Origin of the sequence: Pedobacter jamesrossensis (assembly GCF_042650905.1) — a bacterium.
GTDB lineage: Bacteria > Bacteroidota > Bacteroidia > Sphingobacteriales > Sphingobacteriaceae > Pedobacter > Pedobacter jamesrossensis.
Genome location: NZ_JBHSBY010000004.1, coordinates 42,901 through 58,389, shown reverse-complemented (window position 1 = coordinate 58,389; position 15,489 = coordinate 42,901). Strand labels below are relative to the sequence as shown.

Below are 15,489 nucleotides of genomic sequence, written 5' to 3'. Positions count from 1 at the left end.
TTTTAATTCATATTAATAGAATCTGATTTCATATTCAGATGAATATTTTTCTTGCGATATTTTTTATACCAAATTATACCAACAACTGTAGCTAATAAATAAGGAATAACCAATAAATATATAACGCCTGTATTTAAACCTGCAGCTTGAGTATTGCCATTTTTCACACCCTGCTCAGCGTTAATTGTACACATTGCACATTGGGCCTTGACTTTTGGCGAAATCACAAAAATTAATGCGAACATTAATAGGATAAAAAATGCTTTTTTCTTCATCACAACAAATATACGGATAAACGGATTGAAGGGTTTAAAAATTGTGTCATAAAAAAAGCTCGATTTTAAAATTGAGCTTTCCTATAATTCTAATATTGATAATAAGGTGAAATCATTAAATAAACCACAACTCCAGTAATGGCTACGTAAAGCCATAATGGAAAGGTTATTCGGGCAATTTTTCTATGCCTATCAAATCGTTCGGCCAATGCCCTTACATAAGTAATTAACACCAAAGGTATTATTGCAATTGAAAGAAGAATATGAGTAAGTAAAATAAAAAAGTAAACATATTTTATCGTTCCATCTCCTCCAAATTTAGTAGAAGGTGTAGTCATGTGATAAGCTATATACATTACTAAAAACAACAAAGAGCAACCAATGGCCGTTTTCATTAAATTTTGATGCAACTGAACTTTTCCATTTTTAATTGCCCAAACTGCAACAACTAATAAAATTGCCGTTATAGCATTAATTGTCGCATAAATTGGTGGCAAAAAAGGTAGCGGACTTACATCAAAGCCTAAATCTTTTAACTTAACAAGAAAAAGCACAGCAACCGCTACAGGGATTACAATGGACAATAAAATTATCCACTTGCTATATTTTTTTTCTAATGAACTTTTTTCCATGAAATAAATAATCTTTTGGAATTAATATTGAATGTTATTGTAATTTAGATTTACCTGCCGTCTTTTAAATTCCTTAATTCTTCTGCAACAAGCACTTTGATTTCATCATCGAGTTTGGCTAGAGCATCTGGATTTGTCGCTTCATAATAACCTCTAATTCTATGTTGATTATCTAAAAGCACAATTTTATTTCCATAGATAAATTTAGTTTTTCCATCATCTTCATGTGCTATCATATCTAATAATAATCCCTGACGAATGAACGGATAAGTTTTAATGCTATCTCCACTTAAAATATCCCATTTTCCACTCTTTGCTTCTAAAGAAGACGCTGTTTCTTTTAAATTCGAAGGATTATCGAGCGGGTTTACCGAAAGGCTTAAAAATCTAATTAATGGATTTTTTTGGTATCCATCAGCAATATTTTTAATGTTCTTATTAACGTCTCTTAACGGACTATCCTTGTAAAAAAGATTTAACACCACTATTTTTCCTTTTAGTGCAATCCAGTTAATGGTTTCATTTTCTTGATTCACAAAACTAAAATCCGGCACCAGGTGATAAATTGTATCAGGAATTTGTTTCCCCTTAACAGAATGGAAAGTCTTTGCAACAATCTTCTCACCGTAAATAGGTAAACTTTTATATCTGTTTTTCGCGAATTTTGGTAGCAGGTAAAAAAACAAAAATCCTGGTATAGCTAATATGCTTACCAGGATTAATGTTTTTTTTATTGAAAAGGATTTCATTAAAAATTAGGGGAATGGTGGAATATAAAACCACCTTCGATTAGCATTAGAACTAAAAAGTATATTATAAAGATAAATGTTACCGTTAGCGAAAGCTGCAATCCAAGCTTCTCATATTTTAAGTGCATGAAATAAGCGACAATATAAAATGCTTTTACTAATGTTAAAGCTATATAAGCAAAGTTACCTACGGTATGAGACATATAATGATTTGGTAAAACCCAAAGCGCAATAATAAACTCAACAATAGTAATTAGTAATAATATACCAAAAACCTTCCAAATTTTTCCTTTAGTTAAACCGCCATGCTCATCATGACCTTCTGTTGTATGTGCGTGTTCTGACATAATAATATTTTATAAATGAATTAAACCAAATAGAAGAATGTAAATACAAACACCCATACTAAATCTACGAAGTGCCAGTATAAACCAACTTTTTCTACCATTAAATAATGACCTCTTTTTTCAAACGTACCGTTAATAGTCATGATTAATATAATAATGTTAATCAAAACACCCGTAAATACGTGAAAACCATGGAAACCAGTAATGGTAAAGAATAAGTTTGAAAACTGCTGAGCCGCAATTAGTGAAACATCGCCTGTAAATAAGTGATGTAGTGTTTCCGTTGTCGGAATTTTACCCCAACCAAAACCTTCATGGAATAAATGGGTCCACTCTAAAGCCTGACAGCCTAAGAACATTAAACCACCAATAATGGTTGCAATCATCCAGCCTATTACTTCGTTCTTAGATCTTCTATGACCAGCTTCTACCGCTAATACCATAGTTACCGAACTCATAATCAAAATAAAGGTCATAATACCCACGAAAACTAATGGAGCACCAGTATCTACAATACCTGGGATTGATTGGAAAACCAAATCAGGATCAGGCCATGTTAATTTTGAAAAACGCTGAGCGCCGTAATAAATTAAAAAAGATGAAAATGTAAAAGCATCTGATAATAGGAAAAACCACATCATGATTTTACCATATTCTACCGACCAGGGAGAACGACCGCCACTCCAGGGCCCAGTTTTAACTTGATCTAATTGTGATACTGAATTCATTGGGAAATAGTATAATAGTTTGTTAACAAATTTAACGGTTCAAAAGTAAAAAAACATACAGATATATCCATAATATATCTATAAAATGCCAAAAAATAGAAGTTATTTCCATACGAAACTTATTTTTTGCCAAGGGAATATTTTTATAGCTACCAACTAAGCTACTGGTAATAAAGCCTAAACCAGCAATAATATGAAATAAGTGCATTAACGGCACTACATAAATAAATGATATTGCAGCGTTATTACCAACCAAAGTAGCACCTGTTTTAACCATGCTACCCCAAGCCGCAAACTGCATAAAGCCAAAACCGAAAGCTAAAATAACAGTTAACCAAAGAATTTTACGTTGTAAGCCGAAGTTTAATTTTCTTAAAGCTCTAGATGCTAATGTTAGTGTAACACTACTGGCTATAATTAGTAATGTACTATAAATAAAAGCATCGGGAAGGACTAATCCATGTCCTTTACCTTTTGATGCAGCAAATACCAGATAATAACTGGTAAAACCCCCAAACATAATGGTAGATGAAACGACAAAAAGCCATACTATAAACTTTTTAGGCTTAGGATCGAATATATCTGTTGTATTTTCCATTGTTAAAACCATAAATAATTATTTTGCTATAAAATCAAACATTAATACCAACTGTACTGCGGGTATGTAAAAAAACGAGCAGAACATCACCTTTCTTGCATCAACAAGTTCTCTGTTCATCAATAATTTAAAAGCCAGCCAACTAAAAATTAAACCTGCAACTATTGATACACCTGCAATGTAATAACCACCAAAACCATAAATGGTTGGCAATAAACTTACGGGAATCAATATCAGTGTACTTACAAAAGTAAATAAAGCAGAAGTTTTATCTCTTTTCTTTGTTGGAAGTAATCTAAAACCTGCCTTTTTATAATCATCATCCAGCACCCATGCAATTGCCCAAAAATGCGGGAACTGCCACACAAACTGAATAAAAAACAATATTACCGCTATTTTATAATCAATATCTAAAAATAAATCAGCTTTTAAACTACCAAATGCAGCCAGATAACCGATAAGTGGAGGCAATGCCCCGGGAATTGCACCAACAAAAACTGCTATAGGCGATTTCCGTTTCAAAGGTGTATAAACAAAGGCATACAATAAAATCGAAAATACAGAAAGTAATCCGGTTTCTAAGTTTAATTGCCCCAGTAGCCAAGTCCCTAAAAATGCCATAAAAACACCCAATACCAATCCTTGTCCGGTTGTCATTCGACCAGCTGGCATCGGTCTATCTTTTGTACGACTCATCAACTTATCCAAGTCGACTTCTATAATTTCATTAAAACAGTTTGCTGCAGCTGTTACTAAAAAACCACCTGCAATTAATATCAGCCAATTTCCCCAATCGATAGATGGAATATGCCCTCTTCCTACCTGCATTTTCTGTCCAATTAAAAATGAAATTGACGCCGAAAACACTACCGTAAAAGATAGTCTGAACTTAATTAGCTTAGAAAAATCTGAAAAAAATTGTTTCAACTTTCTTATTATTATTGTTTGTATGTTCTTGTACGATAAACTAACAAGTACAAATAAAACTGTAAACTAAATAGCATTGTCGAAAATAATATGTGCAATGCTTGTGCAACAGGCGGTAACGAAATATAAGCTAATGCAAATCCGCTTAATAATTGGATTAACAAAGTAAGCAGTATAAATCTTGCCGTTAATAATGGTGCTGCCTTTCCACTAAATCTATCTATAACCATTTTATATATCACTCCATTTGTTATAACCACCAAAATGGCTAAATCTCTATGGTAATTAAAAACTGCTCCTACTTTCTCAACCCAGATATTTCTACCAAATGATAAAGATTTCGAAATCACATCAATCGCTTCTCTAACTTCTGTACCTAATACAATCTGCGCTAGGCTTACCGCAAGTGTGAAAAACAAAAACCCTTTTAACCATGCAATACGGTACATAATTACTGAAGGTTCTTTATGTAACTGTTTTGCGTAATTGTAAGTATAAATTGAGATTGCTAAAAGCACTAATGCTAAAAGCATGTGAACGGTAACAACCCATTGAGCCAAATTCGTTGATACAACAATGGATCCTAACCATGCCTGATATCCAACTACAAATATATTTAGAATACTAAGTACAATTATTCTTTTAGCTGTCTTCTTATAAACAAAAGAATAAATTGCGGTAAGCAATAAAAATATACCAGCTAAAACTCCCGCCAATCTATTAAGATATTCAGTCCAGGTTTTAGCAGGATTAAACACTTCAGGAACTGTGATATTTTTATCATGCCTGATACTATCTGCCAATTCCTTTTTGCCCATGCTTTCGAGGTATTTGGCAAACTTTTCATTCTTCTTAATTCTACCAGCAACATACTTTTCTTTATAGTTTGCGGGCAGTTGAGATACATCAGTAGGCGGAATATACCTATCGAAGCATTTCGGCCAATCAGGACAGCCCATACCCGATCCAGTACTGCGTACAATACCGCCAGCAAGTATAACCAATAGCGTTATGATAATGGTTATAAAATTAATTCTGATAAAACGTTGTTCTGATCTGCTGATCATAATCTATTAAGATGAAAAGGGTATCCGGATAAGCAGAAACTTAATCAGATACCCCTTTACAATTTTGTTAAAGCTATACTACTAGCCCTTATTTTCTGTAACAGGATTGGCTATTTCCCAATCTTGTTGAATTTTTTCTGCTTCAGTATTTCCTTCAAAATCATGAGGCAAATTAGAACTCATCGTTTGAGAGAAAGGTACTGTTTGAGGTATAAAATCTTCATCATGACCAGGTTTGCTATAGTCATAAGGCCATCTGTAAACTGTTGGAATCTCTCCTGGCCAGTTTCCATGAAGATGTTCAACTGGTGCAGTCCACTCTAAAGTATTAGATTCCCATGGATTTTGAGGTGATACTTTACCTTTGAAGATTGAATAAAAGAAGTTGAAAAGGAAAGCAACCTGTGCAAGTGCCGCAATAATAGCTGCCCAAGTTACAAACACGTTTACTGTTAACCATTTTTTCATGAATTCGAATTCAGTGAAAGCATAGTAACGACGTGGAACACCATCTAAACCTAAAAAGTGTAATGGGAAGAAAACTAAATAAGCTGCAATGAAAGTTAACCAGAAGTGCAGATAACCCAATTTTGCATTCATCATTCTACCGAACATTTTAGGGAACCAGTGATAAACACCAGCAAGCATACCAAATATTGCCGCAGAACCCATTACTAAGTGAAAGTGAGCTACAACAAAATATGTATCGTGTAAATTAATATCTAATGAAGCATTACCTAAGAATAAACCAGTTAAACCACCTGAGATAAAGAACGACACTAAACCTATAGCAAATAACATTGCTGGAGTAAAACGAATGTTTCCTCTCCACAAAGTTGCCAAATAGTTAAATGTTTTTACTGCTGACGGTACTGCAATAATCAAAGTGGTAATCATAAATACACCACCCAATAAAGGGTTCATACCCGTTACAAACATATGGTGACCCCAAACGATGAACGAAAGTACGGTAATACCAATTAACGAATAAACCATAGCATGGTAACCAAAGATTGGTTTACGTGAGTTTACAGAAATTACCTCAGATGAAATACCTAAAGCAGGCATAATTACAATATATACCTCAGGGTGACCTAAGAACCAGAATAAGTGTTGCCATAAAATTGGAGAACCACCTTCGTTAGGTAAAATGTTTGTACCCATTACGATATCTGAAAGATAGAAACTTGTTCCGAAACTTCTATCAAATACCAATAACACCACACCTGCAACTAATACTGGGAATGATAAAATACCTAAAATAGCCGTTAAGAAAAACGCCCAGATGGTTAAAGGCATTTTCCATAAATCCATGCCCTTAGTACGCATGTTTAAGATTGTACTTACATAGTTAATACCACCCATTAATGACGACGCAACAAAAAGCACCATACTAATTAACCACATCGTCATGCCCATTCCTGAGCCCGGTATAGCTGTTGGAAGTGCCGATAAAGGCGGGTAAACTGTCCATCCACCAGATGCAGGACCCGTTTGGATGAAAAATGAAGCCATCATAACTACACAAGCAGTAAAGAAGAACCAGTACGAAAGCATATTCAGAAATGGCGATGCCATATCTCTTGCCCCTATCTGTAAAGGAATTAATAAGTTACTAAATGTACCACTTAATCCTGCGGTTAATACAAAGAATACCATGATGGTACCGTGAATGGTTACCAATGCAAGATAGAAATCTGATTTAATACGACCACCTTCAGCCCATTTACCTAAAAATGTCTCTAAGAATGGAAAGTTTTTATCCGGCCAAGCTAATTGAATACGGAATAAAATAGATAAGCCCATTGCAATAACCGCCATAATAATACCAGTTATCAAAAATTGCTTAGCAATCATTTTATGGTCCATACTGAAGATGTACTTCGAGATTAACGTCTCCTTATGGTGTCCGTGATCAGCGTGATCGTGATTGTGTTCGTCGTGTAATGCTATTGTTGACATAATTCTTTTCGCTCTTCGGTATATTATTTATTTAAAGCCATTTGGTTTGTTTTCACTGCTGCAGTATCTGTAGCTGTTGAATCTGCTTCTGCTTTAACAGCAGACGGTGCAACCGGCAAATTAAATTGTTTTCTTAAATCGTCGTTTAAATACGTTTTTTGTTCAGCTAACCAAGTTTTGTATTCAGCCTCCGAAACTACACGTACAACTTTTTGCATGTTGTAGTGACCTGAACCACAAATCTTAGCACAATAGAAAAGATAATTAAAGTTTGGATCATTTGTTTTTTGTTGCATCTCTGCAGTTGTGATCGTTGGCGTAAATTCGAAAATCGTTTGCATACCAGGAACAGTATTCAATTGAACCCTGAAATGTGGCATGTAAAAACTGTGAATAACATCTTTACTTGTTAAAAGAAGTTTAATTGGTTTACCTACTGGAATAACCATCTCATCCGCCATTTGGTCATCACGAGATTGAATATCTTTAAAATCGATACCTAAAGTATTTGTAGCAGTGGTTAACTTGTAATTTTTATGACCTACAACACCATCAGCTCCTGCATAACGGATAGACCATTTAAATTGCTCTGAAGTAACTTCGATTTGAATAGGCATATTTTTAGGGTCATCTACTTTGTAAAAAATAGATCTCCAGGTTAAAAAGCCCATTAACACCAATACAGTTAAAACTAGTGCCGGAACAATAGTCCATATTTTTTCAATTGTATTATTGTGTGGGTAATAATAGGCTTTTCTTTTTGATGAATATTTATATAAATAAGAAAATCCGAACAATAAAATATGTGTTGCAATGAAAACGATTGTAGTGATGATTAATGTTAGGTTAAACATTTCATCAATACGCTTTCCATGCACAGATGCCGCATCTGGCAGTAGCATTGAACCATGAACCGTATATTCCCAATACACACCATATAAACCTAAAACAAGGAACAATGCAAATAAACTTGCATTTACTCTGTTCCAGTTAATACCTACTGGTTTGCCTTGTGCTTCGCGGCTTAATTCGTAAACTCTTATTGATTTCCCAATAATAGCAATGAATAAACATACAGCAAGGAATATCAGTATATAAAATATTACTGATTTATAAACCTCGCCCATATCAACTTTTGTTGCCGCGGCAGCTCCTGCTGCTGCATCTTGAGCAAATACGCTCGTGTTTGCAAAAACAGTAAGTAATACTGCTAAAGCTGCGGTCGTTTTATTCGTGATAAACTTTCTTAAACTCATTTTCTTAAAAGTAGTACGCTGTACTTCTATATAATAATTAAAATATTCGCTTTTATAAAATCATCAATTAAAGCTGATGATGCAAACTCTCTTGTAATAAAGGGTGATTTTTTGCAATTAAAGGCTTTTTACTAAGTGCTGTTAAAACCGTAAAGGTAAACAATCCTACAAAACCTATAGCAGTACCAATTTCAACAATTCCGAAACCGTTATGACCATCTTCTACTGCACCAGGCATAATCATTTGGTAATAATCTACCCAGTGACCTAGTAATACAACTATAGATACAAATAATAATTTAGCATCTGTTCTTTTGTTATCTCTATCCATTAATAATAATACAGGAGCTAAGAAGTTCATTGCAAGGTTTAAGAAAAACCAGAACTTATAATATTCAAAGCGTCTGTAAAAATAAACAGTTTCTTCTGGCATGTTTGCATAGTAAATTAATAAGAACTGTGCGAACCATACATAAGTCCAGAAGATAGAGAAACCAAAAATAAACTGACCTAAGTTGTGTAAATGGCTATTATTAACCCATTGCATGTAACCTGCTCTTCTTAATAAGATAAGAATAATAGCGATAGTGGCTAAACTACTAACCCACATTGCAGCAAAGTTATACCAGCCAAACATAGTTGAGAACCAATGTGCCTCTAGCGACATAATTGTATCGAAAGCAAAAATTGGCGTTGTAAAACCGTAAATTACTAGGAAGATACAAGCATTTTTAAAGCTCTTTCTGTATGAATTTAAACCACCAGCTAAATCTTCATTATATGAAAGTTTAACAAAAAGCATTGCAAAGATGCTATATACACCTAAAAATACAACTTGCCTCCCCAAAAAGAAAGGTACATTTAAGAAAACTGATTTACCTGCAATTATGGAATCATAGTGCGGGCTATTTGGGTCTGTTAAACCTTCAGCATTCCAGTGGTGATATAAGTTGTGTGTGTATAAACCCGCAGAAATAATTACAACAAGTATTACAGCCGCAATTGGCAATGTTTTCGCCATAGCTTGCGGTACACGTAAAATTGAAGCAGACCATCCTGCCTGAGCTACAAATTGAATTGCAAGGAAAAACATACCTGACATACAAACGCATGCAAAGTAATATCCCATAAGCAACAGGTTGGCAAAAGTACGCTCGTGCATTACTTTATCACCAGCGATGAAACCATAAGCAACAGCAGCGATACCTAAAGCGATACCAACTATACTTAAAGTTTTTACTCTTCCTGTAAACTCAAATTGTTCACTAAAATTAATATTGTGAGTTCCCATTTATATTCTGCTTTACTTATTGTCCTTTTTGTAATTGTTGAACATACATCACTACTTTCCAACGATCTGTTGGTGAGATTTGTGAAGCATGCGAGCCCATGTTATTTACACCATATGTAATGGTATGATAGATTTTACCTGCAGTAAGATCAACCATATTACCACCTCTTGATGAAGCACCAGTTTGGTATGCAGGAACACCGCTAAATTTTTCAATTTTAACTAAGTGACCTTGACCATCTCCTTTTTCACCATGACATGGCGCACAGAATACTACAAACGAGTGCTTACCTTGTGCAAGGTTAGTACTATCTACTGGTAATGGATTAACCATTTTTACACCAGCTTCATTATATCCTTCTAAAGTATTAGGATACTTGTCGTATTCTTCAAAACCTACAGGTTTTGTATTTGCAGGTGGTAATTGTGCTGTTTTACCATCTTTAAAATTCTTATTTGGCTGATCTGGATTGTAAGCAATCGGATCATACATGTTCCTGGCATACTCAAGCCCGGTACTGCGTTTATCTTTACAAGCCGAAAAAGTAGCTGCAAAAGCGATAGCTAAAAACGCGGCATAAACAAATTTATTCTTATTCATAGCTAATGTACTTCCTTTCATTATACTTTACTTCTAAAGCACCCGCATCTTTTAATAAACTATCAATTAAAGTATGAGCTGCATTTTCATGTGCATCTACCGCGATAACAAATCTATCATCAGTAGCACGTAAATCCATTACTCTTGGTGCTCTACCCGGAAATAAGTGTGTAGAAGCATAGTAAGTTAAAACCATTCCGAAAGCACAAAATAATACTGTTAATTCGAACATTATCGGAATAAAATCCGGTAATGCAAATGATGGTTTACCACCTATGTTTACTTTCCAATCGATTACTGCGCAAAAATAGATTAATGCAAAAGCGGCGCAGGTACCTGTAATACCAAAGCAAAATGCTGCGATATCAATTCTCGATCTTTTAATTCCTAATTTAGCTTCTATTCCGTGTATAGGCATCGGTGTGTAAACATCAAAAATACTGATGTTATTTTCCTGAAGTTTCTCGATGCCATGCATCATTTCGTCAGGGTCGCCAAAGCTGCCTAAAATATATTTGATATCACTCATTGTTATATTTTTGCGTAATCTTCTTGTTTAACACTATCAAATTTCTCTAAAGACTCTATGTATTCTGCTACATACTCTTTATCCTCATGACCTTCTTTAATCTGTTTCAATTTTGCTTGCTCACTTGCAGTTTTTAATAATAATTTAACCTCTGCTATAGCGATTGAAGGTAATACTCTCAAGAATAATAAGAACAAAGTAAAGAATAGTCCGATTGAACCAACAAATACACTTACATCAACCCAGGTTGGATAAAACATTGCCCAACTCGAAGGAATATAATCACGGTGTAACGAAGTAACGATAATTACGAAACGTTCGAACCACATACCGATATTTACTACGATTGATAAAATCCATGTAGCTCTGATGCTTAAACGAATTTTCTTAAACCAAAGTAGCTGTGGTGAGATTACGTTACAAGTCATCATCATCCAATATGCCCACCAATATGGACCAGTAGAACGATTGATAAATGCGTACTGCTCATATTCTGAACCTGAGTACCACGCAATAAAGAACTCTGTTAAATAAGCAACACCAACTATTGAACCCGTTAAGATGATGATTTTATTCATCGACTCAATGTGGAACATGGTGATGTAGTTTTCAAGGCCTAATACTTTACGTGCAACCAATAATAAAGTTAACACCATAGCAAAGCCTGAGAAAATCGCACCAGCAACAAAGTAAGGAGGAAAAATTGTAGTGTGCCATCCTGGAATTACTGAAGTTGCAAAGTCCATTGATACAATTGTGTGTACTGATAGTACAAGTGGCGTAGATATACCTGCAAGAATTAAAGACACAGCTTCGAAACGTTGCCAGGTTTTAACACTTCCACTCCATCCGAATGAAAAGATAGTATATACTTTTTTACGCATGCCTGTAGCACGGTCGCGAATTGTTGCAATATCAGGCAATAAACCTGTGTACCAGAATAATAACGATACAGAGAAATAAGTTGAGATTGCAAACATATCCCAAACAAGGGGCGAATTAAAGTTTACCCAAAGTGAACCAAATTGATTTGGTAATGGTAAAACCCAATATGCCAACCAAGGACGGCCCATGTGAGATACAACATAAGTTGCCGCACAAATTACCGCAAATATAGTCATAGCCTCTGCCGAACGGTTAATTGAATTTCTCCAGTTTTGACGGAAGAGTAATAGTACAGCTGAAATAAGTGTTCCGGCGTGACCGATACCTACCCACCATACGAAGCCGGTAATATCCCACGCCCAACCCACTGTTTTATTTAAACCCCAAGCACCGATACCGTTCCAAAAGGTATAGCTTACTGCTACAACCCAAAGTAAAGCACCTAGTGAGGCAAAAGTGAACCCAATCCACCAAGCTTTGTTTGGCTTATTTTCTACCGGGCTCAAAATATCATCCGTAATTTTAGCATACGTGATATTATCGCCGGTAATTAATGGTTCTCTAAGTATTGATTCGTTATGTCCTGACATAATTTGTATTTTCTTTATACTAAAGCTTACGCTTGTACTGTTGTATCTGTATTTCTAATTTTTGTCATATATCCGATACCTGGTTTCACGTTAATTTCTTCTAAAACGTAGTAGATACGCTCTGAACGTAAAGCTTTTGAAACCTCCGAATTAGGATCGTTCGCATCACCAAAAATGATTGCGTTTGCTGAGCAAGCTTCCTGACAAGCCATTTTAATATCGCCATCTTTTAATGGACGTTTCTCTATTTTAGCTTGTAATTTACCTGCCTGGATACGTTGAACGCACATCGAGCATTTCTCCATAACACCACGTGAACGTGTAGTTACATCAGGATTTAAAACTAATTGAGTAAACTCGTTATTTAAATAGTTATCGAAACGAGAATCGTTCCAGTAGTTGAACCAGTTAAAACGACGCACTTTGTATGGACAGTTATTCGCACAGTAACGAGTACCCACACAACGGTTATAAGCCATTTGGTTTAAACCTTCTGATGAGTGTACTGTTGCTAATACAGGACAAACGGTTTCGCATGGTGCATGATCACAGTGTTGACATAACATTGGTTGGTGAACAACAGAAACGTGATCTAAATCTTCTAATTTAGCAATCTCTTTTTCTTTAGAAATTTCTTCACCATTGCTTTCATAGCTATAGTAACGGTCAATACGAATCCAGTGCATTTCACGACGACGGCGAACCTCATCACGACCAACTACAGGAATGTTGTTTTCTACGTTACATGCTACAACACATGAGCCACAACCTGTACAAGCATTCAAATCGATTGCCATAACCCAGCTGTTACCTGGTTGTTCATATTTATCCCAAAGGTCGTAGTTTTTATGGTCGCCTTTATGGTTACCAGCAGAACTATCCTTTAAGTATTCTTTGAATGTTGCTTCTTTAATTACAGCACGACCCTCGAAAGAGTGGTGAGTTTGTGTTTGTGCTAATTCGTAATATCCACCAGTTGGTGTAATTGTTACTGAAGTGGCGTATTGCATAGTTCCGTTTACAAATGAAACGAATGGGAATGCATTTTTACCAACATCATTACCTGCTTTACCAACTTTAGTACGACCATAGCCTAAAGCGATTGAAGCAGTTCCTTGTGCTTGTCCTGGCTGGATAAGAACAGGTAAGTCGATTGAATATCCGTTGCCTCCTTTAACAGTTACAACATCAAATTCTTTTATTTTTAATTTCTCTGCAAATTTAGGCGCAAGAGCAACATAGTTATCCCAGGTTACTTTTGAAACCGGATCAGGTAATTCTTGTAAGAATGCATTGTTTGCATTTTTACCATCACGCATTGGGATGTTTTCGTAAACCTGTAATTCGATATCTTTTGTTAATGCCTTGCTGCTTTTTAGAATTGATTCTACAACCGGAGCTACAGATTGAGTGAAGCTATAAGCGGCTGCTGGTTTAGCAGTTACTGTAACAACACCTTTTTCTAAAACGTCAGACCAAGACATACCAAGTGCCGGTAGCATTTTAGCTTCCCAATTGCTACGAACAAACTGATAGTAATCCTTAACCGGAGCATCTGCCCATGTTAATAAACTTTCTTCTGCCTGACGACTGTTGAAAACCGGGTTTATTGTAGGCTGAACGATTGAGTAATATCCTTCGTAAGCACTCGAATCACCCCATGACTCTAAATAGTTATGGTTAATTGCAATGGCATCACAAAGTGAAGCTGTTTCATCAGCTCTATCTGCAAAAGAGATTTTTGCAGGAACCTTAGCTAAAGCTTCGGTAAATGCTTTTGAATTCATGAAGTCGTAAACCGGATTACTATTTAAGAATAAAACAGCACCAACTTCTCCACGCCCCATTTCAGCTATTAAACCATTGAATTCAGCATCATTACCTGCGTATAAATAGCAAGGATTATCTAAATCGATTGTAGTGCCATAACTTCCGATAGCAGCGTTGATAGCATTTACTAAGATTTGAGTAGAAACATCGTTAGAACCACAAACTACGAGTGCTTTACCTTTATTTTGAACAAGTTCTTTAGCAACCAACTTAATTACTTTATCAGCAGTAGCATTGTTAGGCAATGTTCCACCAGGTAAAGATTGACCTGTAATTGCATTATATAAAGCGATTAACGCAGGGCCTTCTTCCGACAATTTAACCGGAACACGAGTATCTGCATTAGTACCTGTTAAGCTCATACCACTTTCAAATTGAATGTGGCGACTCATTTTTTTATTTTCTAATGATTTGTAATCACGGTTAGTTGTGTATTGAGCAGTAAACTCTTCTCCGCTAATCCAAGTACCTAAGAAATCGGCACTGAAACTTACAACTAAATCTGCTTTATCAAAATTATATTTAGGTAAAACAGCTTTACCAAAACTATTTTGATTTGCCTGAATAATACCTGTATAAGAAACAGCATCGTACTGAACCAGTTTAGCAGCAGGATACTTTGTAGTAAACTGTGCTAAAACAGCATTTGTAGAAGGGCTATTTACTGTTGATGCAACAACACGAATCTTTTTACCCGAAGCTTGTGCTTTAGCCAACTCACCTTTTACAAAGCTGTCGATTTTTGCCCAAGTTGTTTCTTCGTTTTTAAGAACCGGTGCTTTTAATTTAGATACATCGTATAAATCTAAAACCGAAGCTTGCGCTCTTGCATCCGTACCGCGGTTAAATTTACCTGCATTCGGGTTTGGTTCTATTTTAATCGGACGACCTTCTCTAGTTTTAACTAAAATACTCTGGCCATTAAAGCTAGAAGTATAATAGTTAGGAATACCTGGAGTAACCTCTTCAGGTTTTACCAAATAAGGAATAGATTTATGAATCGGGGCTGTTTGACATGCTGCCAAAGTAACCGCACCTAAACCAAAACCTAACGCCTTTAAAAAGTCGCGGCGTGGGGTAACGGTACTTAACCCTGCTTCATTTAAAACATCTTCTATTGGAAGTGGCTCGGCAAATTCGTTTTTGCTATTTTTAACAAAATCGGGTGTATTGTTATACTCCTCTAAGCCTTTCCAGTATTTTTTATTGCTTTCCATTTAAG

At 35.5% G+C, this 15,489-nt stretch carries 15 protein-coding genes; all 15 read right to left on the bottom strand.

Going from position 1 to position 15,489, the window contains the following annotated elements:
• Positions 1 to 2: 2 nt before the first annotated feature.
• Positions 3 to 275, bottom strand: coding sequence for a hypothetical protein (locus ACFOUY_RS00395; protein ID WP_378958466.1), 273 nt, complete (start codon positions 273 to 275; stop codon positions 3 to 5).
• Positions 276 to 364: 89 nt separating this feature from the next.
• Complete coding sequence (locus ACFOUY_RS00390) at positions 365 to 907, bottom strand: DUF420 domain-containing protein (RefSeq protein WP_378958465.1); 543 nt, start codon at positions 905 to 907, stop codon at positions 365 to 367.
• 50 nt (positions 908 to 957) lie between these two features.
• On the bottom strand, positions 958 to 1,656 hold the full coding sequence (locus tag ACFOUY_RS00385) for an SCO family protein (RefSeq protein WP_378958464.1): 699 nt from the start codon (positions 1,654 to 1,656) through the stop codon (positions 958 to 960).
• The gene (locus ACFOUY_RS00380; protein ID WP_378958463.1) at positions 1,656 to 2,003 is read right to left on the bottom strand and encodes a cytochrome C oxidase subunit IV family protein; all 348 of its coding nucleotides are present in this window, start codon (positions 2,001 to 2,003) and stop codon (positions 1,656 to 1,658) included. Before ACFOUY_RS00380 ends, ACFOUY_RS00385 begins: the two co-directional genes overlap by 1 nt.
• 20 nt (positions 2,004 to 2,023) lie before the next feature.
• A complete protein-coding gene (locus ACFOUY_RS00375) occupies positions 2,024 to 2,731 on the bottom strand; it encodes a cytochrome c oxidase subunit 3 (RefSeq protein WP_378958462.1) in 708 nt (235 codons plus the stop codon).
• A gap of 31 nt (positions 2,732 to 2,762) precedes the next feature.
• Positions 2,763 to 3,329, bottom strand: coding sequence for a cytochrome c oxidase subunit 3 (locus ACFOUY_RS00370; protein ID WP_378958461.1), 567 nt, complete (start codon positions 3,327 to 3,329; stop codon positions 2,763 to 2,765).
• Positions 3,330 to 3,347: 18 nt separating this feature from the next.
• The gene (gene cyoE, locus ACFOUY_RS00365) at positions 3,348 to 4,256 is read right to left on the bottom strand and encodes a heme o synthase (protein ID WP_378958460.1); all 909 of its coding nucleotides are present in this window, start codon (positions 4,254 to 4,256) and stop codon (positions 3,348 to 3,350) included.
• A gap of 11 nt (positions 4,257 to 4,267) precedes the next feature.
• Positions 4,268 to 5,323: a COX15/CtaA family protein gene (locus tag ACFOUY_RS00360; RefSeq protein ID WP_378958459.1), complete on the bottom strand. Its 1,056-nt coding sequence runs from the start codon at positions 5,321 to 5,323 to the stop codon at positions 4,268 to 4,270.
• Positions 5,324 to 5,404: 81 nt separating this feature from the next.
• Positions 5,405 to 7,285 carry a cytochrome c oxidase subunit I gene (locus ACFOUY_RS00355; RefSeq protein WP_378958458.1) on the bottom strand — a complete coding sequence of 627 codons (1,881 nt, stop codon included), beginning with the start codon at positions 7,283 to 7,285 and terminating at the stop codon, positions 5,405 to 5,407.
• Positions 7,286 to 7,308: 23 nt separating this feature from the next.
• Positions 7,309 to 8,541: a cytochrome c oxidase subunit II gene (locus tag ACFOUY_RS00350; RefSeq protein WP_378958457.1), complete on the bottom strand. Its 1,233-nt coding sequence runs from the start codon at positions 8,539 to 8,541 to the stop codon at positions 7,309 to 7,311.
• 67 nt (positions 8,542 to 8,608) lie between these two features.
• Positions 8,609 to 9,832 carry a quinol:cytochrome C oxidoreductase gene (locus ACFOUY_RS00345; protein ID WP_378958456.1) on the bottom strand — a complete coding sequence of 408 codons (1,224 nt, stop codon included), beginning with the start codon at positions 9,830 to 9,832 and terminating at the stop codon, positions 8,609 to 8,611.
• Positions 9,833 to 9,848: 16 nt separating this feature from the next.
• On the bottom strand, positions 9,849 to 10,454 hold the full coding sequence (locus ACFOUY_RS00340; protein WP_378958455.1) for a c-type cytochrome: 606 nt from the start codon (positions 10,452 to 10,454) through the stop codon (positions 9,849 to 9,851).
• Positions 10,426 to 10,962 (bottom strand): DUF3341 domain-containing protein, encoded by a 537-nt coding sequence (locus tag ACFOUY_RS00335; protein WP_378958454.1) that lies wholly within the window; start codon positions 10,960 to 10,962, stop codon positions 10,426 to 10,428. Before ACFOUY_RS00335 ends, ACFOUY_RS00340 begins: the two co-directional genes overlap by 29 nt.
• A 2-nt stretch (positions 10,963 to 10,964) precedes the next feature.
• A complete protein-coding gene (nrfD, locus tag ACFOUY_RS00330) occupies positions 10,965 to 12,437 on the bottom strand; it encodes an NrfD/PsrC family molybdoenzyme membrane anchor subunit (RefSeq protein ID WP_378958453.1) in 1,473 nt (490 codons plus the stop codon).
• Between the two features lie 26 nt (positions 12,438 to 12,463).
• Positions 12,464 to 15,484 carry a TAT-variant-translocated molybdopterin oxidoreductase gene (locus ACFOUY_RS00325; protein WP_378958452.1) on the bottom strand — a complete coding sequence of 1,007 codons (3,021 nt, stop codon included), beginning with the start codon at positions 15,482 to 15,484 and terminating at the stop codon, positions 12,464 to 12,466.
• Positions 15,485 to 15,489 lie beyond the last annotated feature (5 nt).

What these genes read in the sequence shown, in the direction of transcription:
- ACFOUY_RS00395 (WP_378958466.1), bottom strand. Translation starts at nt 275, where the DNA reads ATGAAGAAAAAAGCATTTTTTATCCTATTAATGTTCGCATTAATTTTT.
- ACFOUY_RS00390 (WP_378958465.1), bottom strand. Translation starts at nt 907, where the DNA reads ATGGAAAAAAGTTCATTAGAAAAAAAATATAGCAAGTGGATAATTTTA.
- ACFOUY_RS00385 (WP_378958464.1), bottom strand. Translation starts at nt 1,656, where the DNA reads ATGAAATCCTTTTCAATAAAAAAAACATTAATCCTGGTAAGCATATTA.
- ACFOUY_RS00380 (WP_378958463.1), bottom strand. Translation starts at nt 2,003, where the DNA reads ATGTCAGAACACGCACATACAACAGAAGGTCATGATGAGCATGGCGGT.
- ACFOUY_RS00375 (WP_378958462.1), bottom strand. Translation starts at nt 2,731, where the DNA reads ATGAATTCAGTATCACAATTAGATCAAGTTAAAACTGGGCCCTGGAGT.
- ACFOUY_RS00370 (WP_378958461.1), bottom strand. Translation starts at nt 3,329, where the DNA reads ATGGAAAATACAACAGATATATTCGATCCTAAGCCTAAAAAGTTTATA.
- ACFOUY_RS00360 (WP_378958459.1), bottom strand. Translation starts at nt 5,323, where the DNA reads ATGATCAGCAGATCAGAACAACGTTTTATCAGAATTAATTTTATAACC.
- ACFOUY_RS00355 (WP_378958458.1), bottom strand. Translation starts at nt 7,285, where the DNA reads ATGTCAACAATAGCATTACACGACGAACACAATCACGATCACGCTGAT.
- ACFOUY_RS00350 (WP_378958457.1), bottom strand. Translation starts at nt 8,541, where the DNA reads ATGAGTTTAAGAAAGTTTATCACGAATAAAACGACCGCAGCTTTAGCA.
- ACFOUY_RS00345 (WP_378958456.1), bottom strand. Translation starts at nt 9,832, where the DNA reads ATGGGAACTCACAATATTAATTTTAGTGAACAATTTGAGTTTACAGGA.
- ACFOUY_RS00340 (WP_378958455.1), bottom strand. Translation starts at nt 10,454, where the DNA reads ATGAAAGGAAGTACATTAGCTATGAATAAGAATAAATTTGTTTATGCC.
- ACFOUY_RS00335 (WP_378958454.1), bottom strand. Translation starts at nt 10,962, where the DNA reads ATGAGTGATATCAAATATATTTTAGGCAGCTTTGGCGACCCTGACGAA.
- nrfD (WP_378958453.1), bottom strand. Translation starts at nt 12,437, where the DNA reads ATGTCAGGACATAACGAATCAATACTTAGAGAACCATTAATTACCGGC.
- ACFOUY_RS00325 (WP_378958452.1), bottom strand. Translation starts at nt 15,484, where the DNA reads ATGGAAAGCAATAAAAAATACTGGAAAGGCTTAGAGGAGTATAACAAT.